19 protein-coding genes and 2 tRNA genes are annotated in these 21,635 nt (G+C 57.1%); 12 read left to right on the top strand and 9 right to left on the bottom strand.

The window, feature by feature from the left end; genetic code table 11:
- Positions 1-4: 4 nt before the first annotated feature.
- Positions 5-868, bottom strand: coding sequence for an MBL fold metallo-hydrolase (locus JT51_RS08010; RefSeq protein ID WP_037310491.1), 864 nt, complete (start codon positions 866-868; stop codon positions 5-7).
- Positions 869-1,114: 246 nt separating this feature from the next.
- On the opposite strand from JT51_RS08010, the gene JT51_RS08005 reads away from it, so the two are divergent.
- Positions 1,115-1,330 carry a hypothetical protein gene (locus JT51_RS08005; protein ID WP_037311928.1) on the top strand — a complete coding sequence of 72 codons (216 nt, stop codon included), beginning with the start codon at positions 1,115-1,117 and terminating at the stop codon, positions 1,328-1,330.
- A gap of 9 nt (positions 1,331-1,339) precedes the next feature.
- Here JT51_RS08005 and JT51_RS08000 read toward each other — a convergent pair whose 3' ends face one another.
- Complete coding sequence (locus JT51_RS08000) at positions 1,340-1,558, bottom strand: hypothetical protein (RefSeq protein WP_037311926.1); 219 nt, start codon at positions 1,556-1,558, stop codon at positions 1,340-1,342.
- A gap of 162 nt (positions 1,559-1,720) precedes the next feature.
- Here JT51_RS08000 and JT51_RS07995 point away from each other — a divergent pair, with 162 nt between their 5' ends.
- Entirely contained in the window at positions 1,721-1,990 is a 270-nt protein-coding gene (locus tag JT51_RS07995) for a DUF2312 domain-containing protein (protein WP_037310488.1), read from the top strand.
- Between the two features lie 292 nt (positions 1,991-2,282).
- On the opposite strand, the gene JT51_RS07990 is transcribed toward JT51_RS07995, so the two are convergent.
- Positions 2,283-3,158, bottom strand: coding sequence for a hypothetical protein (locus tag JT51_RS07990; RefSeq protein ID WP_037310485.1), 876 nt, complete (start codon positions 3,156-3,158; stop codon positions 2,283-2,285).
- Positions 3,159-3,342: 184 nt separating this feature from the next.
- On the opposite strand from JT51_RS07990, the gene JT51_RS07985 reads away from it, so the two are divergent.
- Both JT51_RS07985 and JT51_RS07980 read left to right on the top strand, forming a co-directional pair.
- Positions 3,343-3,418 (top strand) — tRNA-Thr (locus JT51_RS07985).
- 263 nt (positions 3,419-3,681) lie between these two features.
- A tRNA-Leu gene (locus JT51_RS07980) sits at positions 3,682-3,766 on the top strand.
- A 9-nt stretch (positions 3,767-3,775) separates the two neighbouring features.
- On the opposite strand, the gene JT51_RS07975 is transcribed toward JT51_RS07980, so the two are convergent.
- Both JT51_RS07975 and JT51_RS21215 read right to left on the bottom strand, forming a co-directional pair.
- Positions 3,776-4,279 carry a hypothetical protein gene (locus tag JT51_RS07975; RefSeq protein WP_037310482.1) on the bottom strand — a complete coding sequence of 168 codons (504 nt, stop codon included), beginning with the start codon at positions 4,277-4,279 and terminating at the stop codon, positions 3,776-3,778.
- On the bottom strand, positions 4,266-5,021 hold the full coding sequence (locus JT51_RS21215; RefSeq protein ID WP_051927457.1) for a helix-turn-helix transcriptional regulator: 756 nt from the start codon (positions 5,019-5,021) through the stop codon (positions 4,266-4,268). Before JT51_RS21215 ends, JT51_RS07975 begins: the two co-directional genes overlap by 14 nt.
- A gap of 603 nt (positions 5,022-5,624) precedes the next feature.
- On the opposite strand from JT51_RS21215, the gene JT51_RS21210 reads away from it, so the two are divergent.
- From JT51_RS21210 to JT51_RS07930, 6 genes are all read left to right on the top strand, one after another.
- Positions 5,625-7,952, top strand: a complete 2,328-nt coding sequence (locus tag JT51_RS21210) for a hypothetical protein (protein ID WP_051927496.1) — start codon at positions 5,625-5,627, stop codon at positions 7,950-7,952.
- Between the two features lie 127 nt (positions 7,953-8,079).
- Positions 8,080-10,026, top strand: a complete 1,947-nt coding sequence (locus tag JT51_RS07950) for a type I secretion protein (protein WP_037310476.1) — start codon at positions 8,080-8,082, stop codon at positions 10,024-10,026.
- A 36-nt stretch (positions 10,027-10,062) separates the two neighbouring features.
- The gene (locus JT51_RS07945; protein ID WP_037310473.1) at positions 10,063-12,297 is read left to right on the top strand and encodes a type I secretion system permease/ATPase; all 2,235 of its coding nucleotides are present in this window, start codon (positions 10,063-10,065) and stop codon (positions 12,295-12,297) included.
- Between the two features lie 12 nt (positions 12,298-12,309).
- The gene (locus JT51_RS07940) at positions 12,310-13,662 is read left to right on the top strand and encodes an HlyD family type I secretion periplasmic adaptor subunit (protein ID WP_037310470.1); all 1,353 of its coding nucleotides are present in this window, start codon (positions 12,310-12,312) and stop codon (positions 13,660-13,662) included.
- An 80-nt stretch (positions 13,663-13,742) separates the two neighbouring features.
- On the top strand, positions 13,743-14,114 hold the full coding sequence (locus JT51_RS07935) for a rhodanese-like domain-containing protein (RefSeq protein ID WP_037310468.1): 372 nt from the start codon (positions 13,743-13,745) through the stop codon (positions 14,112-14,114).
- Positions 14,115-14,222: 108 nt separating this feature from the next.
- Complete coding sequence (locus JT51_RS07930; protein WP_037310465.1) at positions 14,223-14,411, top strand: hypothetical protein; 189 nt, start codon at positions 14,223-14,225, stop codon at positions 14,409-14,411.
- Here JT51_RS07930 and JT51_RS07925 read toward each other — a convergent pair whose 3' ends face one another.
- On the bottom strand, positions 14,412-15,212 hold the full coding sequence (locus JT51_RS07925) for an alpha/beta fold hydrolase (RefSeq protein ID WP_037310462.1): 801 nt from the start codon (positions 15,210-15,212) through the stop codon (positions 14,412-14,414).
- Between the two features lie 49 nt (positions 15,213-15,261).
- Here JT51_RS07925 and JT51_RS07920 point away from each other — a divergent pair, with 49 nt between their 5' ends.
- On the top strand, positions 15,262-15,636 hold the full coding sequence (locus JT51_RS07920; RefSeq protein ID WP_051927456.1) for a hypothetical protein: 375 nt from the start codon (positions 15,262-15,264) through the stop codon (positions 15,634-15,636).
- A 72-nt stretch (positions 15,637-15,708) separates the two neighbouring features.
- Here the strand turns inward: JT51_RS07920 and glyA are convergent, their stop codons facing one another.
- Complete coding sequence (gene glyA, locus JT51_RS07915) at positions 15,709-17,004, bottom strand: serine hydroxymethyltransferase (protein WP_037310459.1); 1,296 nt, start codon at positions 17,002-17,004, stop codon at positions 15,709-15,711.
- 167 nt (positions 17,005-17,171) lie between these two features.
- On the opposite strand from glyA, the gene JT51_RS07910 reads away from it, so the two are divergent.
- On the top strand, positions 17,172-17,933 hold the full coding sequence (locus JT51_RS07910; protein WP_037311920.1) for an NAD kinase: 762 nt from the start codon (positions 17,172-17,174) through the stop codon (positions 17,931-17,933).
- A 260-nt stretch (positions 17,934-18,193) separates the two neighbouring features.
- Here the strand turns inward: JT51_RS07910 and JT51_RS07905 are convergent, their stop codons facing one another.
- Positions 18,194-19,633, bottom strand: a complete 1,440-nt coding sequence (locus JT51_RS07905) for an amidase family protein (RefSeq protein WP_037310456.1) — start codon at positions 19,631-19,633, stop codon at positions 18,194-18,196.
- A 94-nt stretch (positions 19,634-19,727) separates the two neighbouring features.
- Entirely contained in the window at positions 19,728-21,617 is a 1,890-nt protein-coding gene (prpE, locus tag JT51_RS07900; protein ID WP_037310453.1) for a propionate-CoA ligase PrpE, read from the bottom strand.
- Positions 21,618-21,635: the final 18 nt, after the last annotated feature.

Raw genomic sequence — 21,635 nt, 5'->3', positions numbered from 1 at the left:
GGCGTCAAAGCTTGTTCACCGGGATCTTCAGGAACACGTCGCCTTTTTCGTCTGCCGGCGGCATCTGCCCGGCGCGCATGTTCACCTGCAACGAGGGCAGGATCAGGCGCGGCATCGCCAGTGTCGCATCCCGCGCATCGCGCATTTCGACGAACTCTTCGATGGGTCGCCCCTGGCCAATATGAACGTTCAGGGCTTTTTGTTCCCCCACTGTTGTCTCCCAGGCGTATTCGTCGCGGCCAGGTGCCTTGTAATCATGCCCCACAAAGATGCGGGTCTGATCCGGTAAAGACAGGATTTTCTGGATCGAGTTAAACAGCATCTCGGACGAGCCGCCGGGAAAATCGCAGCGCGCCGTGCCGAAATCGGGCATGAACAACGTGTCACCAACAAAGGCGGCATCGCCGATCACGTAGGTCAGACAAGCCGGAGTGTGCCCCGGCGTGTGCAGAACGTCGCCGCGCATCTGCCCGACGTGAAAACTGTCTCTTTCCTGAAACAGCGCATCAAACTGACTGCCGTCGCGCTGAAATTCGGTGCCTTCGTTGAAAATCTTGCCGAAAGTTTCCTGAATGGCGATGATCTGTTCGCCAATTCCGATCCTGCCGCCCAGTTGCTGTTGCAGGTAGGGGGCCGCCGACAAATGGTCGGCGTGAACGTGGCTTTCCAATATCCACGCGACCTTCAGATCGTTGGCGCGGACGTAATCCACAATCCGATCTGCCGAGGCGGTGCTTGTCCGGCCCGAGGCATGGTCGAAATCCAAAACGCTGTCGACGATCGCGCAGGCGAGGCTGTCGGGGTCTTGAATCAGATAGGAAACCGTAAAGGTATCCGGGTCGAAAAACGCTTTCACTTTCGGTGTCATGTGGCCCTCCGCCGGTGCGACTCTATTCATATATCAATTATGGAATGTGACACAATGAACATTTCGTGATTTGATGCCTGTCAAGGCAGCTTAATCGGGAACAGAGTAAAATTTAACCAATCCGCATTCACCCGCCGAAATCGGGCAGGGAACAAGCGGGTTTCCGCGTGATCAAAGGGGCAGCTTGGACGAGTCTTAAAACGGTTACCTATATCTGGAAAACTACCAGCATCTGGGAGGATGGAGATGACTGATATCAACTTGTATTCCGAGGCGGAACAGCTTGAAAAAAAGCTTCAGAACGCCTGTCTAGAAACCCGTTTGGCCCTTCAGCCGAGTGTCACCAAAGTGATTGCGCGTATGCGTCAGCAGGGTGTGCATGTGCCGTCGCGCCTGCGCCGACTTGATGCGGCGCTTTGTGAGGATGCGATGGAAGCGCGTTTCGACAACTTGCCGATCTGAATCAGGCCGTCAGGAAAATGAAATCCCGACGATGACCAGCATCAAGCCAATCACCGAAAGGAAAAGCGACGCCAGATTCCATGGCAGAACGCTTTGAACAACGGCGCGCAGTTCGTCGTCCGTAAGGCCGGACTTGCGCGCCTTCATCACACGAAGAATGCACCAGACCAGGCCCATTAGCCCGGCAAGTGAAAGGGCGGCACCGCCCCAGGTGATGAATTCGAACATGGTTCCCCACATATGCCTATGAATACCTTGTGCGCTTAGCGGATCAAACCAATGCACACAAGCCCGGCGGGGATTGGGCGCTTGCGGCCCGGGCGGCGGCGATGTATCCGGCATATTGCCCGCTGCCGCAGCATCTGAAATCAGCCTCTGGGAGAGACGAAAATGGAAGACATGACCGAAGACCAGGCCGCCGCAAACTACCGCGTGACCGCGGGTGAGCTGCGCCAGTTTGTCGAACGGATCGAACGCCTGGATGCCGAGAAAAAGGACTTGGCGGAACAGCAAAAAGAGGTAATGGCCGAGGCCAAGGCGCGTGGCTACGACACCAAGGTCATGCGTAAGTTGGTCGCTTTGAGAAAGCGCGATAAAGACGACATCGCCGAAGAAGAAGCCGTGCTGGAGATGTACAAAGAAGCATTGGGTATGACCTGAAGCCGCTTCTTTGGTTGCGCTGAGGCAAAGTGCCAACTTGGAATTGCATCAAATAGTAGCCAGCTAGGGCCCGCATCGCATAGATCGCGACCTGGTTGGCATGCTTGTGGGTCACAGCCCGAGGTGCCGGGAAAGCCATGTTCATCGACAACGCATCCAAATGCCTGAAACCGTGCCGATTTCCCCGATATTGCCATGCAACACGTGTTTAGCCAGGGCAGGCTGACGTCTGAACGCCAAACGTCAGCCATGGCGACGCGGGCGGCCACCCACTACCGGATTCTCTCATGTTTCAGGGCTTTAGAATCCGGACGCCCGGCATGGTTTCCAGCTTGGTGAGATCCTGTTCATACAACTCGGAAAACGCGTCGATAATCTCGGCGCTCCAACCGGGTAGTTCCAGTTCTTCCTCGACAGTATCCAATTTGGCGTGATCTTCAAAAATTTGCGCCAGCGATTCTCGCACGGTGGCTTTGTCCTGACCATCGACACTGTCCATCTGCCCCAGAACTTTGCTTTTCCCCGTATCGTCCAGCAAAGACAGCAGCAGATCGTATTCGTCATTCAGGGCAACGTCATCATTCAGATCACCCATCGCGCGCACTATGTCGCCCCAAATCAAAGGGGTGTCCTCGTTGCTCCACAAGGTGATCTGCACATCGGGTGCCAGATCCCGGATATCTTCGATCATGCCAATCCAACTCAGGCAACTCAGATCGGTGCTTCGGATGATGCTTTCACGATCCGCCTGGGGCAGTGTCATCAGAAGTTTGGGAATAAAGCTGCCCGGGTTGCTAAGGCCCAGAAACAGCGTGATCTGATGGTCGGAATAAGCCGTGTCCAGCAACGCCATTCTGCGACCTGCTTGCGGATAAAGCTGACCTTCCTGCAAAGCCAGGGCTCTCTCACCAACAAAATTGTCGCTTGAAAATATTGTCCGACGCACATCCGGATTCACTGGCAACATGTTCTGCATCTGATGAAGCAAGCCGCGATCAGCAGGTTCAACGCCGAGCGTATCAAAGGCCGGTTTAAACACCTGTCTGTATCGGCGTGGGCCAATTACCGCGATGCCTTCTTGCGTTAAGACCTCCGAATTCTTTTGCAGCGACTTCAGAAGGCTTCCTTCGTCGGTAAAAGCCGCCCCCGCGTGGATAGCAACCTGCATATTCGGTTCTTGCCCTTGCATTTTTAGCCCTGCCTGCGGGGTTACAGCCTGCGCCCGTGACAGTCAAACCCGCACCCACGGCGGTGGCCTTTTTCTTGTGGGCCAAGAAAAACCGATATTCCCTAAGTTAAGATAAAAATTGAGGCTTGAAGTCCTGAACAAGAGACAGTAATCGACACCAAGTGCCCCTATAGCTCAGCTGGTAGAGCAACTGATTTGTAATCAGTAGGTCCGCGGTTCGAGTCCGTGTGGGGGCACCATTTACCTCAAAAGAAGTTTCTTTTTACAAGCCGGGGTAAGACCGCACCAGTGGTCCGGAGCGCTGTCGTTGTACCGTCTGGTCCACATTTAGGTAGGCGATAGATCGGTTTTGAACCATGCGCCGCGGTAATTTGATGGCGGCACAATTGCCGCGTGTGAGGCTGCTGATCCGTTATTGGGTCAAAGGCCAACTTACTGCCTTTTCAATCAGTTTGGTTGGCTTTATGACTTCCTGACGTCGGCTGACCCGGCCTTGTGATATGCGGATGTGGCGAAATTGGTAAACGCAAGGGACTTAAAATCCCTCGTCCTAGGACTTGCGGGTTCGATCCCCGCCATCCGCACCACTTGGATCATCAGACAGGGAAACCCAACTGCCCGATCAGGCGCCAGATGTCGCGATTCGCATCCGACAACTGCGCGACGACATTCTCGATTTCCTGCAGGGCCTTTTCATCGACGGTGTCTTCTCGTCCCAGCTTGATGTCGGTCTTTCGATCCGCAATTCGCATGAGGATGGTCTTGGGGTTCCCGCTTTCGGCGTCGAACGAATAAATACAGTGATTGTACCTGTTTCGAATTCCGGACAGCTTACTCAGGCGTTGGGTATGCTCCAGGATGGGATCTCGAACCTCAACAGGGCGGCCATCCATTTTGGCCAACCTCTCAACAAGATCGATCCTGGCGCGGGTCGTATTCAGCGTTAAAAAGGTGATGACCGCCACGTCTTTTTTGGTGCCGCTCAGGCCGGCAATCAGGTGAATCAACAGGCTTTCGGTGTTCGTCCACATGTAGTTCAGCCTGCCGACCAACAGGATCAGACGGTCAAAGCGGGTTTCTGAGGCCTCAATCAACGGCATGGCTGCGCACGTCTTCTGGTGCCACTTCAAAATAGAACTGTGCTGCGGCCGTCCTGTTGCTGACCCCGATCTTGCCCGCGACATTGTGCATGTGCAGCTTTACCGTGTGTTCGGTAATCCCAAGATTCGAAGCGATGATCTTGTTGCTTTGCCCTTTTGAAACCAGATGCAGAACTTGTTTTTCGCGCCGCGTAAGACGGGAATACACAGGATGCGGGTCTTTTGTTTCCAACGGGCTTTCTCTGACCATGCGAGAGGTCTTGCCGGGTTGCGCCTGCAACAGGCAATCGGCAAGGAAGCTTGGCAGATAAAGCTCTTCATGCATCAAAAGGCGCAGAATGGATCGCCACACATCAGGTGCGACATTCATCGGAAGATACCCGATATCCCCAAAGCGCCCCCGGTCCCAGCTTTCAAACAAGGAACGGGCTGCGTGTTCCTTGCGGTACGCAAAGGCAAGGCACCCCGAGCCTACCGCATCTGTATATACAGTTGGTCGGGTCAGAATGTCCTCCAGCATGATCTGATCAATGACGACAACCTTGTCCGCCATCGAGTCCGGCGTGCCGGCCCCTTTCAGATCTGCGATAGTTTCGTATCTGCGTGCCGCAACGCCAAATTCAGTTTGAACGCTGCGCAACGCCTGGTTTGAGTAGAATAGTTCTTTGCCGATGAAGTTGATCGAGAAATCTTCAGGACAAGCACTTATTTGGGCAATACTATCCGGCAACGGATTGCTCATAATTTCCCCCTATGAAACCACGCCACTAAATCTGCGGCGAAATCGTAAACAACACTTGGAACTTATTTTAACGGTAAATTAACGTCTGTTCTCGAGTAACTATAGCTGAAAGACTAATATTCTTCAACATTCCCTGTCGCCCTGCCATTTTGAACTAGAACTTATGGCTAGGTGTGTCGCCGCTCTTCCCGCATAAGTAGAGGGAAACTAGGGATTTACCCGATCGGCATTTTTTCACAGGAAAATATACGTGGCGTATAGGTTCCAGCAATCTGAATCCTAAAGTTTTTCAATAAAATCAAGATATTACCAATTCTAATGCTTTAGGGTAGCTATTCAGCACCTCTTCCTGCTGCAACCATGAGCCTGCTTCAATTTGAGAAGCTCTTGTTCCTGACGTGACTGCGAATCGCGAATTAACGCGAAGTTCAACAAGCGGTCACAGCGTCGGCTAAGCCGGGAAAGGAGGGTGGGAATCTAGTTCGCTGAACGAAACCGCATCCAAGCGTGTTTTGCGCCTGAATGTGTAAAATTTGTTTCAACCGCGCCAGTAGCCGTTTTGTAGATGAATGACGGTCGGGCGCTTAATAAGTGGAAATTGATATGTCAAAACGCCAACAACCGCATGTAACAGTCATTGATGATGTGAACGTTGACAAGGTTTATGCACCTGTCGACGCAGATATTCATGTGAAGCACGCTGAAGTCGATGCCGATTTCAACAAGCAAGATAACGACAACGACGTCGATAACACCAATGCTCAAGGTCAGCAGCAGGGTCAGAAGACCGATGTTGAGAACAAGCAGGGTCAGGACCAAGATCAGGGTCAAGGCCAGGATCAGGATCAGGGTCAAGGCCAGGGCCAAGCCCAGAAGAACGGCGGCGACGACAGCAACGACAACTCCAACTATGTTAAGATCGACTTTGGCGGCGGCGAGTGGGTTCCACGCGACGACGACTTTGTTGATGTTGATGTGAACAATGGTTCGAGCGTCGGCGATATTATTTCGGCCGGGCGTGATTTGGACTATGATCCGGGCGACGACATGAACCTGGATATTTCGCTGGATGGACCCGGCAATGACATGTCGTCCATCAACAGCCAGGTAGCCAACCTGAGTGACGACGACCACCTGGGTTCGGCGTCCGTAGACAACGATGGCCACTTCACGCAGAAGGGTGATGCCAAAGGCGGCACCGCAACTGCGGACGAAGGCATCGGGTCGCATTCGGACGGTGGTGACTCCGGTAACGGTGGCAAAACCTATGCCGGTAATGCCGGTGGGGACACCAACGGCAGCATTGCAGCTGGTATTGGTGGGCACAGCGGTAACGCGGGTGCCGATGCCTATGCCGGTAACGGTGGAAACTCTGGCCCTGCAACGACCCTGGGTCTGGGTGTTGGCAAATCTGACGCAACTTCCAACGGCAGCAGCAATGGTGGCGACAGCGGTCATGCTGGCAGCTATTCAGATGCTGACAACGCCGGTAGCTCGGATGCGGATGCTGATGGGTATGGTGGTGACGGCGGTGACGCCGGATCGATCGGGCTGGGCCTGGGTCTGGGTCTGTCGGATGCCGATGCAAACGGTCAGTCGAATGGCGGCCACAACTACACCGACTCTGATGCCAAAGGTGCCGGTCTGGCTGCAAACGACTCGTCTGCACAAGGCGCAGATGGTGGTAGCGGTGCCGCGGGTAATGGCGGTCTTGCACTGAACGGCAGCAAGGGTGAAACCGAAGCCGATGACGCAACAGCTGGCAGCAATGTCGGTCTGGGTCTGGCTGGCAGCCTTGCCGGCAGCGATGCAGACGGCACAGGTGGCAGCGGAACTGGTGCGTCGGGTAACGGTGGTGCCGGTAATGGCGCTGGTGGTACCGGTGGTGCTGGCAATGGTGCTTCTGGAAATGGCGGCAACTCCGGTCAGGTTGATGCTGCTCTTGCCGCGATGAACCAGCAGAATGGCCTTACAGGTCTGAATCTGGGTCAAACTGGTGCGGCCAACGGCGGTGGTGACACCAACGGTGGCAACCCGGGTACTGGCGGTGCCGGAAACGGCGCGTCGGGCAATGGCGGTGCCGGAACCGGTGGTGTCGGAGCTGGTGGTGCTGGTACAGGCGCTTCGGGCAACGGCGGCGACGCTGATGCAGACTCCGATGCACAGGGTGTAGGTGATCAGTCCGCCAGCGGACCGAACATCACGCAATCGCCTGGTGACGTTAACGGTCAAGCCATTAACGATCAGTACGCCAAAGGCCCAGGTGGCGACGGTGGCAGCAACGCTACCGATGGCCAGGCAACCGGTACTGGAACCGGTACGTCGACAGCTGAAGGTGCTGGTGGCGGCGGCGGTGCAATCGACCAGGATGCAACCTCGGATGGTTCTGGTACGGGTTCTGCCGATGCGACCAACACTGCAGGTAACGGTGCCGCATCAGAAGTGTTCTCGACGGCTGACACCGACGGAACAGCGGAAAGCCTCTCTGCAGCCATCTCTGGCTATGGTGGCGCTGCATCGTCGGACAACGACGCGACCTCGACTGGATCGGGAAGCGCCGTTGGTACGGCTGAGTCGGGTATCGGTGGCGGCGGTGGTGCCGCACAGGCAACCGGCGGAACAAGCGGCGCAGCAAACGGTGACGCAACTGGTGGCGCGACCACTGGTGCAACCGTCACCGGCGGTGACGCAGCTGGTGCCTACTCGGGTGCAGGCGGGACTGGCGGAAATGCCGGATCCTGGGGTTCGAACAATGCCGGAGACGGCATCGTGACCGGCGAATCCTACGCATCTGCGGCTGCGGTCGTTGATACTTCGGCCTTCAACCAGTCGATCGTCATGGGTGCCAACGTTCTGGGCAACTCGGTCGATACGACGATGGTTGGTGGTTCGATGAGCTCGGCCTACGCCAGCGACGACAACGACGTGTAAGAGGTTTCAGGACCCGAATTCAGGGCCCTGACCCAACCCTAAAAAAAGCCGAGGCCGCGATAGGTGGCCTCGGTCCAACTGAACCCAAACCGGAAATTTCAGGCCGGGGCGGGGAAAGGAAACAGTTATGTCCCTCGACAGTATTAGTGAAACAATTGCACATTTTGTTGGCGCCTTCGAAATCACAACCGAGCAGATCCGGTTGCGGGATCAGTACGAGGAATTTGTTGCGCTGAGACGGAAAGCCGAACTTGAGGGCCTCGAGGACCCGACAAAGATCAAGCTGAAGGCAGACCTGAAACTTGATCCTGGTGAGGGCAACGTGATGCCCTTCAAATCAATTGCCCCTTCCCAAGACGTCCCATTCCCGCCTGCGCCTTACAGCCCGGTTGGGGAAACGGTGATTCTCAGCGGCCCGGTTGCTGGCCCGGAAGGTGAAACCCCTGAATATACCCTGCAGAATTCTACTCAGACAGTGATCATCCTTGAGCCTGAGTTCACGATCGAACTTATCGGGTCCGCCGTGACCTATACGTTCCAGACCGTGAATCTGAGCGACAACGATACGATCGGTCAGGGCGATTTCCGCGAGGTTGAATCCCTGATGCAGCAGGGCGAGGAATTGCTGGACACCGCTATGTCGCTTCATGCGACCTCGGCGCCGTCCATCAACATTGACGATTACCTGTCTGCCGAGACGGTCATGGAAATCGCCGACCAGATGCTGACTCCAATGAACCCCGATGTCGAAGGGGTCACGGTCCACCAATTCCATGGTGAGGACGCAACAGGCGTGATCGTGAACGGTGAGCAGGTAGATGAAATGCCGGTTTGGAGCGATCTGCTGCCGGAACATCATCAGACAGACGACGAAGCGGAAGACGTCGCCGCAGCCGAAACCCCCGATCCGTTGCCAGCAGAATGGGATCAGAGCAAAGATCCGGATTTCGATGATGGTCATACAGTGGTCACTGGCGGCAATGTCGCGGTCAACGAAGTGGCCGTCACTGTGGGTTGGGTTGATGCGCCTAACATCGTGGTGGGCGGGCAATCCGTTAATCTGACCGTGATCAATCAGGTCGCAGTTGTTTCTGACATCGACGAAGGCGGCGAGGGTGTGCAAAGCACGACCAATGTGGTCCAATCCTCGCAGATCGAGGTTGAGGCTCACGAAGCCCCGTGGCTTGAAACCAATGTTGCGGAATCAGGCGAAGACCCGTTTGTTGCCGTCGATTGGATCGATGGTGATCTTATTGTGGCGAATTTCATCAATCAGGTTATCAACGCCACTGACATCGACCAGATTCACACTGAAATCTCGGCGACGTCGTCACTGTACACCTTGGGCGACAACATCATGTCCAACGTGACCAGCATCCTTCAGCTGGGCAGTTTCTACGATGTGATCATAACGGGCGGGGATATGATCTCGGTCGATATCGTGTCGCAGACTATCGTGCTGCTGGATGACGACGTGATCACGGGTGACGTAGAAAGTGAATCGAACGAAAACCTGGTGATGAACCAAGTCTCTTTGACAACCACGGGCGAAGATACGCACGAAGTGCTCAGCGAGAACCTTGCCAGTGTCCTGCCCTTGCAAGAGTTGGACACCGAAGCGCTGGAAGATGCGTTGATGAATGACCCGACATTCGCCGGTACCGAATTGGTGCGTGTCCTGAAGATCGAAGGCGATCTGCTGCAGGTCAATGTCATTGAACAGGTCACTCTGTTGCAAGATCAGGATGACATCTCAGTCTCGGGCCCGGCCGGAGAAGCGGTGTCGGCCATTGGTGCAGGTAACGCCATCCTTAACGCGGCCAATGTCGTCAAAGTCGGCGTCGATTCAGTGATTATGGCGCAAGAGGGCGAATACTCGGACGTGTTGCTGCATCAGGCAAGTTTGATTGACGCGCCAGAGGAAGAAAACGCAGAGATTGCAAATGAAGCGATCGCGTTCCTGATGGAAGAGGCGGACGTTGCCGCCGAGGTTGGAAATATCGCCAGTCAGATCAAGCTGACACCGACAGAAATGGCGAGTGTCGACGACGGCCTACAATCTATGCTAACGTAATACTCTGTTTGTTACGAGTGACCTGAAAGTTTGATTATGTCGAATGTATTTCCGACGCGACCGATCCGTTTCGCCAGCCCGCTGGATCGTAATGGTGGCGCAGCTTCGAAACCGCCTGATGCGGACAGTTCCAAGGGTGAAGCTAAAAAGAAACCCGGATTACGCCTGAGTGAAGACCTGCGTGTAAGTGCGCCAATAACTGGCCAGCAGGACACAATCGCAAAGGATAGCACGAATGCCGGGCAACCCGTGAAACCGAAATCCGAAAATCATGATCCAAAAGTGGAACCACGACTGCGCGCCGGGACTCCCCCGCGGCGCAAGCAGCCGCAGCCTGCCGAAGACAATGACCAACAGGGCAGCGGTGCTGGGGTGGCCGGTGTCGAAGGCCCCGATCCTGAAACCGTCAACAAAACGAGCGACCGTATACCCCCCGCGTCGCGCTCGAATGGCGGTGATCGCATGGGCACCACTATCGAGGCTAAGGCAAATCAACCATTGCTACGCAGTAATTCTGGCGGCGGTAATGGAAACGGGCCACCCCAAACATTTCACAAACGTACCCCGCCCGAAGATTTTCAAAAGACGCTGCGGACGTCATTGCGCGCGATCTATCGCAACCTGGCCTTTGTGCTGGTTCTGACCTGTGCGACGAATATCCTTATTCTGGCAATTCCGATTTACCTGTTCCAGATCAGCGACCGCGTTTTGACCAGCCGGTCACTGGATACGTTGATCATGCTGACGGCCATTGTCGCCGGCGCGGTTCTTTTCCAATCGGCTTTTGATGCCGTGCGCCGGTTCATGCTGATGCGTACCGCGGTCGAGGTCGCCGCCCGGCTTGGGGCACCGATCCTCAGCGCGGCGGCTCATGCGTCGCTGCACGGAACGGGTCGCGAATATCAGACGTTGGGCGATTTGCAGCAGGTGCGCGGATTTCTGGTATCCAGCACCCTGATTTCGTTTCTGGACGTTCCATTTGCGCCTTTGTTCATCCTGATGATCTTTCTGGTGCACCCACAGCTTGGGATGATTGTGATCGTGACGGCCCTGCTGCTGATGATCATTGCCCTGATCAACCAGCGTATGACGGCGAAACCCTTTGCCGAGGCCAACAAGGCGCAATCCATGGCCAACATGCATTTGGATTCAATGTCGCGAAACAGCCAGATCATCAATGCCATGGCCATGATCCCAGAGGCCGTTCGCATTTGGGGGCGCGACACAGCACAATCGCTGACATGGCAAGTCCGTGCGCAGGACCGGAATGTGATCTTCGCCGCCATCTCGCGCGCGATACGATTGCTGACGCAGATCTGTATTCTGGGTTGGGGCGCGTTTCTTGCGCTCAATGGCGAAATCACGGGTGGTATGGTGATCGCTGCCTCGATCATTGCCGGTCGTGCTTTCGCACCAATCGAAGGTTCCATCGAAGGCTGGAATTCATTCCTGCTGACGCGTGGTGCCTATGCGCGGATCAATCAGCTCTTGTCCAAATCGGCGCTTCAGTTCGAGAAGCTGCGCCTGCCGCGCCCCGAAGGTCGGCTGGACGTGGAACGCCTGCTTTATGTGCCGGGTGGCACCAAACGCGTTGTTTTGAACGGGATCAGCTTTTCGATGAACCCCGGAGAGACACTGGCCATCATCGGCAATTCCGGCGCGGGCAAGACCACCTTGGGGAAAACGCTGGTTGGGTCGATCTTGCCGACATCGGGCAGCGTGCGGCTGGACCTGATGGATATCCGCAACTGGGATCCACGTCAGTTTGGCGAAAGCATCGGTTATCTGCCGCAAGACGTGCAGCTGTTTCCGGGTACGATCAAGGACAACATCGGCCGTATGCGGTCTGATGCGACCGACGAACAGATCCACGATGCGGCGGTGCTGGCCGACGTGCACAATATGATCGCGACGTTGCCCCAAGGCTATGAAACCGTGGTGGCCGCGGATGGGACACCCTTGTCCGGCGGGCAAAAGCAGCGCATCGCGCTTGCGCGTGCCTTCTTTGGCAATCCGCGCATGGTGGTTCTGGATGAGCCGAATTCGAACCTGGACGTTGCAGGTGATCAAGCGCTGGCGCGGGCCATTGCGCAGGCTAAAGAAAGCAAGATCACCGTTGTGGTGATTACGCAGAAGCCAACATTGTTGAACGTGGTCGACAAAATCATGCTGCTGACCGATGGGCGCGTGGCACTGTTTGGTCAGCGCGAACAGGTATTGGAACAGTTGAACGGGCCGCGCAAGCAGACGCCCAGCATTCAAAATCAGTAGGGGGAACTGGGCATGAACGATCTTGTACCTGTAAACAACGATCCCACGGACCCGACGGTTTGGTATGCCGAGGTGCCTCGCTCGATCAATCGGCTGATTGTTATCGGCTTTACCCTGCTGATTGTGTGTTTCGGAGGGTTTGGCGTCTGGTCCTTCCGCGCGCCGTTGGCCGCTGCTGTCATCGCGCAAGGTAGCTTTGTCGCCACGGGCCGCAACAAGATCGTGCAGCACCTGGAAGGTGGCATTATCGAGGACATCAAGGTCGTCGAAGGCCAAGCTGTCGAAGCCGGACAAGTCCTGATGACGCTGGACCAGACCTCGGCCCAGTCAAATGAGCGCGAGCTGTTCATTCGCAAAATCCGCCTGCAAGCCATGTCCGAACGCCTGAATGCCGAATATGGTGAGCTGCAACGGTTGGATTTTTCCACCAACCTTGTGGAAGCTTCGAATGATGTCGAGGTGATGACGATCCTTGACGGGCAAAAGATCAGTTTTGATCTGTCCCGAAAAACGCTGGTGAACGATATCGCCCTGCTGGAGCGGAACATGGAAGCATTGAAAATCCGGTCGAGCGGGTTCGAGGCGCAGCTTGACAGTATGGTGCGGCGTTCAGAAATCCTGCAAGAGGAATTCGATACCAAAAAAGCGCTGTTTGATAAGGGGTTGGTCCGTAAAGGTGAATTGAACACGATCCGCCGCGTTCAGGCCGAGGCCGAAGGTCAGCAGGCGCGTTTGGCGGCCGAGGCTGCTGAGATCAGCCAGATGCTTTTGAAATACGACGAACAGATTTCGCGTACCCGCGCCGCCTATCGCGAAGCAGCCCTTGATGAGTTGAGCGTGATCGCTGCTGATCTGGAAAGTGTCCGTGAAAAAGCCCGGCAAGCCCGCAGTGTTCTGGACCGCGCCGTTGTTCGCGCACCTGTCACGGGCACGGTTGTGCGGTTGCATTACCATACAGCGGGTGGCGTGATCGAAACCGGTGAACCCATCGTTGAAATCCTGCCGGCCGACGCGCCGCTGATCATCGAGGCGCAGATTCCGCGCACCGAGATCGACAGCGTCGTAACCGGGCAACAAGCAACGGTGCGTCTGGTTTCGTTGAACCAAAGGACAACGCCCGTGCTGAGCGGTGAGGTGTTCTATCTTTCAGCTGACTCTGTTGTCGAGGAATCTGCAGGCGCCCCGCAAGAGGTCTACCTGGCCCGTATTTCGCTGGAACCCGAGGAAATCAACCGTGTCCGCGGGTTCATCCCAACGCCGGGTATGCCCGCCGAGATCATGATCCAGACGGAAGAAAGAACTTTTGCCGCCTATATCGCAAAGCCGGTGACAGACAGTATGTCTCGGGCCTTCCGCGAGCATTGATCGGAATGAACGGGTGAACGCCCTACACCTTCCATTTTTCGCATGTTAACATCCGGTGATTTTCACCGGGAGAGCCACCCATGCCAGTGACCGTAAAAGAAATGATGGAAGCCGCGAATGCCGCTGTCGAACGTATCGACATGGCCAAAGCCCAAGAACTGCTGGGGCAGGACGGGTTGTTGCTGGATGTTCGCGATGCTGCCGAATTGCAGCAGGTTGGCCGGGCTGCGGGCGCGCATCACATTTCCCGTGGCATGTTGGAATTTCGGGCTGACGACACCCTGCAATCCCATGATCCCGAACTTCGCAAAGATCGGGTGATTGTGCTGTATTGCGCAGCGGGCGGGCGGGCCGCTTTGGCAGGTAAGCTGCTTAAGGATATGGGGTATGAGGCCGTATATAATCTTGGCGGTTTTACCGATTGGGTCAATGGCGGTGGCGAGGTTGCGTGATCCGCAAATCCGAACGGCTAACCCTTTGATCTGACACAGATCAAAGATGGCAGTGGCCCGGTGCCCTAATGTGACGGCAAAGCGTCACCATACAGAGGGCAGCCAGCCATGTTCCGCCTTGCATCCATCTTGTATTCCCTGATTGCCACGGCCCTGGCCGGGACAGCCGTCATCGCAGTTCTGACGGCCGGAATGGTTTCAGCCCCGGCCATTGTTGCAGCCGCTGGGGCAGGTGCCGTTATCGCAGCACCAGTGTCCTGGCTGGTGGCCAGGAAGCTGTATCAGGGCGTGGCCTGATCACGCATTCAGAAAGGTTCTGACGGCAGCTTCGAACTCGCGGGGTTTCTCGGCGTGCAGCCAATGGCCTGCGCCGGGTATCTTGGCAAAGCGCGCGGCCGGGAACAGGGCGCGGATCGTATTGCGATGTTCGGGCAACACATAGTCGGATGTGCCGCCAGACAGGAAAAGCGTTGGCCCATCCCAGGATGCGCCCGTGTCCGGGAAACCCATGATTTCAGGCATCTCAGCCGCCAGCGTATCCAGGTTGAGAAGCCAGCGTTTTTCCTTGGTATCAAGGGATTGCGTAAAAAAGCTTTGCAGCGCCTTCTCAACCCCTTGTTCTGCCAGTTGCTGTTCCGCGTCCGAGCGCCGTTCGACCGCTGACAGATCCACGGCGCGCATCGCGTCGATGAATTGGATCTGGCTGTGAGAATATGCCACGGGCGCGATATCCGCCACGACCAGCTTGCGCAGCAGGTCGCCGTGGCGCAACGCCAGCGTCATCGCCGCCTTGCCCCCCATCGAATGCCCAACCACATCGGCGTGGCCACCGAAATGTTCCACGACCTCGGCCAGATCATCGGCCAGATCAGCATAACCGTGTTGCTCGGTCCACTTGCTGTACGCGTGATTGCGCATATCGACGGCGACAACCTGCCTTTCGTCAGAAAGGCGTTTGGCGATAACGCCCCAATTCCGGGCCGAGCCATAAAGCCCGTGCGCGATCAGCAAAGGAGGGTTCGCGGTTGGTTCGCCATGTATGATCGTGTTCAGCATATCCGGGTGATACCTGCCGTGGTGTGAAACGACCAGCCCCATTGTCGCCCCTGCGCGCCGCAGATACAGTGCCGCAGCAGGAGGCCACCTTATGCCGGAAAACACAGATATCCAGACTCAGATCGCGCAAACGGTGCAGTTGATGCGCGGCAAGTTGGGTGCGCGCGACAAGACGCTGGCCGAGTCCGTTCGAAAAGCCAAACGTCGGCTGCCACGCAGGATTTACAAACAGGCGATGGTGCTGGCGCAGGCGGAACAGATGGCCGCCCATCCCAAGCTGAGGCTGGTGCTGGACACGTCGCGCCTGGCCCGGGCCTCCGAAGAGGTTCAGACCCATCTGAGCGGTATCAACCTGGCCGATCGAAGATTGGGCTGGTTTCTTGGGATGCTGGGTGGGCTGGCCTTTAACCTGTTGGCGCTTTTGGTGCTGTTGCTGGTGTTTTTGCGGTGGCAAAACCTGATCTGACACAGCGGCCCTTGCCCCAAAAAAGAACGACGCCCTGATGGACGCCGTTCAAGCTGTTGGTAAGGCTTGGCTTTACAGGTTCGGATAGATCGGGAAACCTGCGCAAAGCTGGGCCACTTCGGCTTTGACCTTGGCTTCGACCGCGCCATTTCCATCCTCGCCATTGGCGGCCAGACCGTCGACAACTTCGATGATCCAGTCGGCGATCTGACGGAACTCGCCCTCGCCAAATCCACGGGTGGTGCCCGCAGGCGACCCCAGACGGATACCGCTGGTGATTGTCGGTTTTTCCGGGTCGAAGGGCACACCGTTCTTGTTGCAGGTGATGTTGGCGCGACCCAGCGCTTTCTCAGTCGCGTTGCCTTTGACGCCTTTAGGGCGCAGGTCGACCAGAACGACATGCGTGTCGGTACCGTGGGTCACCGTGTCCAGCCCGCCCTTGATCAACTGGTCTGACAGCGCCTGCGCATTGGTCACGACCTGTTGGATATAGCTTTTGAACTCGGGGCGCAGCGCTTCGCCAAAGGCCACGGCCTTGCCTGCGATCACATGCATCAGGGGGCCGCCCTGAATGCCGGGGAAGATGGCCGAGTTCACTTTCTTGGCGATATCTTCATCATTGGTCAGGATCATGCCACCACGCGGGCCGCGCAGGGTCTTATGCGTGGTGGTCGTCGCCACATGCGCATGCGGGAAAGGTGAGGGATGTTCGCCCGCCGCCACCAGACCGGCGAAATGCGCCATGTCCACGTGCAGATAGGCACCGACCATGTCGGCGATCTGACGCATGCGGACAAAGTCGATCTGGCGCGGGATGGCAGAACCACCGGCGATGATCAGCTTTGGCTGGTGCTCTTTCGCCAGCGCCTCGACCTGATCATAGTCCAGCATGTTGTCTTCTTCGCGGACGCCGTATTGCACCGCGTTGAACCATTTTCCCGATTGGTTCGGGCGCGCGCCGTGGGTCAGGTGACCGCCAGCATCCAGGCTCATGCCCAGAATGGTGTCACCGGGTTTGATCAGCGCTTGAAATACACCCTGGTTGGCCTGAGAGCCCGAGTTCGGCTGCACATTGGCGAAGTCGCACCCAAACAGTTGCTTGGCGCGGTCGATCGCCAGATTTTCGGCGATGTCGACGTACTGGCAACCACCGTAATAGCGACGACCCGGATAGCCTTCGGCATATTTGTTGGTCATCACCGAACCCTGTGCCTCCATCACGGCGGCAGAGACGATGTTCTCTGAGGCGATCAGTTCGATCTCGTCGCGTTGGCGGCCCAGCTCAGATGTGATCGAGCCGAACAGCTCGGGGTCGCGGTCGGACAGGGACTGGGTGAAAAAACCGGTATCACGAAGATTGGCGTTCATGGGGGCTCCAGTTGGCTGGGGATTATCTTGCAGATTTCCTATCGGAAACGGTACATATGCAAAAGCTGTAAAGCGACGATTTGGCCTGCTGTGGCGTCAACTCTGGCCTATCGGGGAAAGGTATGTTTGTTTCGGAACCAAATGTGCAACACCGGAAACCGGAAAAGATGATCCAGAGAATCGCCTTTCTCGCAAGTGACGCCAAAGTGGCGCAAACAGCACGGGACACCTTGGTCGCCCGATACGGCAATGCGGCGCCGCGGGACGCGGATGTTGTGGTTGCCTTGGGCGGCGACGGGTTCATGCTGCATACGCTGCACAACATGCAGCATCTTGATACGCCTGTGTACGGCATGAACCGGGGCACCATCGGATTTCTGATGAACGAGTTTCATGAGGATGATCTGCTGGAACGACTAGCCGCAGCCGAGGAAGAGGTGATCAACCCCTTGGCGATGCAGGCGACGGATCAGTCCGGCAAGGTGCACAAGGCACTGGCCATCAACGAGGTCTCGTTGCTGCGTGCCGGGCCGCAGGCGGCGCGGCTCAGGATCAGTGTTGATGGCAGGGTGCGGATGGACGAGTTGATGTGCGATGGCGCGTTGCTGTCTACGCCGGCGGGATCGACGGCCTATAACTATTCCGCGCACGGGCCTATTCTGCCGATCGGATCTGATGTGCTGGCTTTGACGGCAATTGCCGCCTTTAGGCCCCGCAGGTGGCGCGGGGCGCTGTTACCCAAAGTGGCCAAGGTTCGGTTTGACGTGCTGGATGCAGACAAACGCCCCGTGATGGCGGATGCGGATTCGGTTTCATTTCCTGATATTGATTGGGTCGAAATCCGTTCTGATCCCAACATTCAACATCGTATCCTGTTCGATCCCGGGCATGGCCTTGAGGAACGGCTGATCTCTGAGCAGTTCACATAATTCACTGCGCGTGACTGTTTTTTGATCTTATGTGAACCAGTTCACAGGAGTTTTATTAACCTTCCGCTAAGCTGATCTTGCCCGGAGAACACGTCAAGGTGGGTGTGAGTGGCCACTAGGCGGTGTTTTCGAATGAATGCGCAGTTTTCGCGCTGGCGAGGGTAGGTGGTGCTACGCTCGTTATCAGATTTCCGGGCTTATTTTAGAAGGCGGACCCCGGGCACAATAACCCGGGGTCTATTTTTTGGCGACGCGCTGATTTAGATGGTCGCGCCCATTTTTTCCCATAGCGGCAGGCACATTTGACCCACGCGCATCTCGATCACGGCGGCGGCGTCCACGGCCATGTCCTCGCGCCAGCGGCGGGCGGCAATTTGGATGTTGATCGGTTGGGGCCCCTGCGGCAAATGGGCCAACCGTGCCGGAATGCAGGCGGCGGGCAGCCCCAAATAATTCATCGCATAGGAATAGACGGCGCAGCCCAGAACCTCATGCACGCCTTCCGCCCCTTCGGTATCGCGGTCCGGTCTAAAGAACGGTTGCGGCAGAAAGGGCGACAGGACCAGTGGGTATTCCTCCATAAACAACGACCATTCGCGTGCATAGTGGCTGCGTTTGGCCAGCATACCGACCAGATCGGTGCCCAGAATGGGCGGAAACTCCTGAAAGTAGACATCGAAAATGTCACGGATGGTTTGCGAGCCCGCTGCCTCGATATCGCTTTTCATCAAGGTCAAAACTTCGCCCATCAGCGTGCGATATCCCATTCGCCCGCATTCAAAGACGTCGGGTGGGGCGATTTCTTCGACCAGATAGCCCGCGTCGACCAGCGCGTCGCGTGCAGTGTCCAGCGCCTTTTCGACCTCGGGGTGCAGGGCATAGCCAAAGGTTTCTTTGGTAAAGGCGACTTTGATGGGACCGTCCTGGGTTTCACCGCGCCAGGGCATTGCCACGTGGAACGGGTCGCGTGGGTCTGCGGCGATCAAGCTGGGCATCGACAGATGAAGATCAGCGGCGGTTCGCGTGATCAGCCCCTGCACTGACATGGATTGCGCCAGAATTCCGCGCTCGGCCTTTTGGCTGGGGTTCCAGGCGGGGACACGGCCCAGACCCGGCTTGACCGTGACCGCACCGTTGGCCGCAGCCGGAAACCGCAGGCTGCCGCCAATGTCATTGCCATGTGCCAGCGCCCCGATCCCGGCCATCACCGCAGCGCCCGCGCCACCCGAAGACCCACCAGGCGAGATATGCCGCCCCCACGGGTTATGCGTGCGCCCATGCAAGGGATTGTCGGTATCGGCGCGAAAGGAAAACTCGGGCGTGTTGGTTCGTCCGATCACCACGGCACCCGCGTTTTGCAGGTTGCGAACAACGGGCGCGTCATCCGGGGCGATCATATCCTTCAACGCCACCACACCGTTCGAGGTGGCGTGCCCCTTTTGATCGACATTGATCTTTATGGTGACCGGCACGCCATGCAATGGCCCGACAGGCGCACCCTGCGCCCGGGCCTGATCAAGGCTACGCGCCTGATCCAACGCCTTTGCCCCCAGATCTTCGACCACGGCATTCAGGTCCGGGTTGACCTGATGCATCCGGTCGATGGCGCTTTGTACTGCGTCTTCGGCGCTCAGCTCACCTTTGCGAGTAAGGGCAGTCAGTTCGGTGGCGCTCAGACGCCAGATGTCGGATTGTGTCATGGGGCCTCGCTGTCTTGATGTGACAGTAGGAGCCTTGCTTACGGTTGCAAGAGAAAGCAGATGGTCGGGCGACCTATGGCCGCCCGCCGCATGTTTATTGCGCGTACCCGATGGATTTCAGCGCCACGGTGATTTCGTCCAGAATGACAGGATCGTCGATGGTCGCAGGCATCTTGTAGTCTTTGCTGTCCGCAATCGACACCATCGTCCCGCGCAGGATTTTACCCGACCGGGTTTTGGGCAGGCGATCCACCACAACGGCCTGTTTGAACGCGGCCACGGGGCCAATCTTGTCGCGCACCAGCTTGACGACATCCTGCACGACCTCGCCATGATCGCGGTCGCAGCCTGCGTTCAAGCACAGAAAGCCCACCGGCGTCTGACCCTTTAGCTGATCCGTCACACCGATCACGGCGCATTCGGCCACGTCGGGGTGGGCGGCCAGAACCTCCTCCATCCCGCCGGTGGACAGGCGGTGGCCCGCGACGTTGATCACGTCATCGGTGCGCGCCATGATGTAAAGGTATCCGTCCTCATCAATCATGCCCGCGTCGCCGGTTTCGTAATATCCGGGGAACTGGTTCAGGTAAGAGCTTTTGAACCGCTCTTCAGCGTTCCAAAGCGTCGGCAACGTACCGGGCGGCAGCGGCAGCTTGACCGCAATCGCGCCCAGTTCGCCGGGTTTCATCGGGTGACCGCCTTCGTCCAGAATTTGAACGTCATAGCCCGGCATCGGTTTGGCGGGCGAGCCGAGCTTGACCGGCAGTGCCTCAATCCCCATGGGGTTGCCCGCGATGGTCCAGCCGGTTTCGGTCTGCCACCAGTGGTCGATCACCGGCACCTTCAGCGCGTCTTGCGCCCATTCGATCGTGTCGGGGTCGGCGCGTTCACCCGCCAGAAATAGCGCACGCAGGCTGGACAGGTCGTATTTCGCCAACATCTCACCCTTGGGGTCCTCGCGTTTGACGGCGCGGATGGCGGTGGGGGCGGTGAAAAAGCTTTTGACCTTATGCTCGGAAATCACCCGCCAGAAGGTGCCCGCATCCGGGGTGCCTACCGGTTTACCCTCGAACACGATGGTGGTGTTGCCGTGGATCAGCGGCGCATAGCAGATGTAAGAATGTCCCACGACCCACCCCACATCCGAAGCCGCCCAGAACACATCACCCGGATCGACGTCATAGATGTTTTTCATCGTCCAGTTCAGTGCCACCAGATGACCCGCCGTCGGACGCACCACGCCCTTGGGGGCACCGGTGGTGCCCGAGGTATACAGGATATAAGCCGGATCATTGCCGTCCACCGGGACACATTCCGCTGGTTCAACGCCGTATTGGAAACCATGCCAGTTGAAATCGCGCTCTTCAACCAATTGCGCCACTTCCTGCTCGCGCTGAAAGATCACGCAGAAGTTGGGTTTGTGGCTGGCCATGTCGATGGCCCCGTCCAGCAGGGGTTTGTAATGCACCACACGGCCCGGCTCCATCCCGCATGAGGCGGCGATGATCGCCTTGGGTTTGGCATCGTCGATCCGAACCGCCAGTTCGTTGCTGGCAAAGCCGCCGAAAACCACCGAATGCACCGCGCCAAGGCGGGCGCAGGCCAGCATCGCCTCAAGCGCTTCGGGGATCATCGGCATGTAGATGATGACGCGGTCGCCTTTTTCAACGCCTTTGGCCCGCAGCGCTCCGGCCAGTGTGGCCACCCGGTTGCGCAGTTCGACATATGAGATTTCGCGCTTGGTGTGGGTGATCGGGCTGTCGTAGATGATGGCCGTCTGTTCGCCCCGGCCGTTCTCGACATGGCGATCCACCGCGTTCCAGCAGGTGTTGACCTTGGCATCACAGAACCATTCGTAAAGCGGGGCGTTGCCGTCAAACAGGGCCTTGGAGGGTGCCTGAACCCAATCAATCCCCTTCGCAGCCTCCATCCAGAAAGCCTCTGGGTCTGTTTTCCAGCTTTCGTATACGTCCTGATAAGCCATGGCTGTCTCCTCCTCGAA

Source organism: Ruegeria halocynthiae (genome assembly GCF_000743705.1).
Classification (GTDB): Bacteria; Pseudomonadota; Alphaproteobacteria; order Rhodobacterales; family Rhodobacteraceae; genus Ruegeria; species Ruegeria halocynthiae_B.
This window is presented reverse-complemented; position numbering and strand designations above follow the sequence as displayed.

Coding starts and splice junctions, on each gene's coding strand:
- JT51_RS08000 (WP_037311926.1), bottom strand. CDS start 1,558: ATGTTCGAATTCATCACCTGGGGCGGTGCCGCCCTTTCACTTGCCGGG.
- JT51_RS08010 (WP_037310491.1), bottom strand. CDS start 868: ATGACACCGAAAGTGAAAGCGTTTTTCGACCCGGATACCTTTACGGTT.
- JT51_RS07995 (WP_037310488.1), top strand. CDS start 1,721: ATGGAAGACATGACCGAAGACCAGGCCGCCGCAAACTACCGCGTGACC.
- JT51_RS07950 (WP_037310476.1), top strand. CDS start 8,080: ATGTCCCTCGACAGTATTAGTGAAACAATTGCACATTTTGTTGGCGCC.
- JT51_RS07910 (WP_037311920.1), top strand. CDS start 17,172: ATGATCCAGAGAATCGCCTTTCTCGCAAGTGACGCCAAAGTGGCGCAA.
- JT51_RS07990 (WP_037310485.1), bottom strand. CDS start 3,158: ATGCAGGTTGCTATCCACGCGGGGGCGGCTTTTACCGACGAAGGAAGC.
- JT51_RS21210 (WP_051927496.1), top strand. CDS start 5,625: ATGTCAAAACGCCAACAACCGCATGTAACAGTCATTGATGATGTGAAC.
- JT51_RS07925 (WP_037310462.1), bottom strand. CDS start 15,212: ATGGGGCTGGTCGTTTCACACCACGGCAGGTATCACCCGGATATGCTG.
- JT51_RS07975 (WP_037310482.1), bottom strand. CDS start 4,279: ATGCCGTTGATTGAGGCCTCAGAAACCCGCTTTGACCGTCTGATCCTG.
- JT51_RS07935 (WP_037310468.1), top strand. CDS start 13,743: ATGCCAGTGACCGTAAAAGAAATGATGGAAGCCGCGAATGCCGCTGTC.
- prpE (WP_037310453.1), bottom strand. CDS start 21,617: ATGGCTTATCAGGACGTATACGAAAGCTGGAAAACAGACCCAGAGGCT.
- JT51_RS07940 (WP_037310470.1), top strand. CDS start 12,310: ATGAACGATCTTGTACCTGTAAACAACGATCCCACGGACCCGACGGTT.
- JT51_RS07920 (WP_051927456.1), top strand. CDS start 15,262: ATGCCGGAAAACACAGATATCCAGACTCAGATCGCGCAAACGGTGCAG.
- JT51_RS07930 (WP_037310465.1), top strand. CDS start 14,223: ATGTTCCGCCTTGCATCCATCTTGTATTCCCTGATTGCCACGGCCCTG.
- JT51_RS21215 (WP_051927457.1), bottom strand. CDS start 5,021: ATGAGCAATCCGTTGCCGGATAGTATTGCCCAAATAAGTGCTTGTCCT.
- JT51_RS07905 (WP_037310456.1), bottom strand. CDS start 19,633: ATGACACAATCCGACATCTGGCGTCTGAGCGCCACCGAACTGACTGCC.
- JT51_RS08005 (WP_037311928.1), top strand. CDS start 1,115: ATGACTGATATCAACTTGTATTCCGAGGCGGAACAGCTTGAAAAAAAG.
- glyA (WP_037310459.1), bottom strand. CDS start 17,004: ATGAACGCCAATCTTCGTGATACCGGTTTTTTCACCCAGTCCCTGTCC.
- JT51_RS07945 (WP_037310473.1), top strand. CDS start 10,063: ATGTCGAATGTATTTCCGACGCGACCGATCCGTTTCGCCAGCCCGCTG.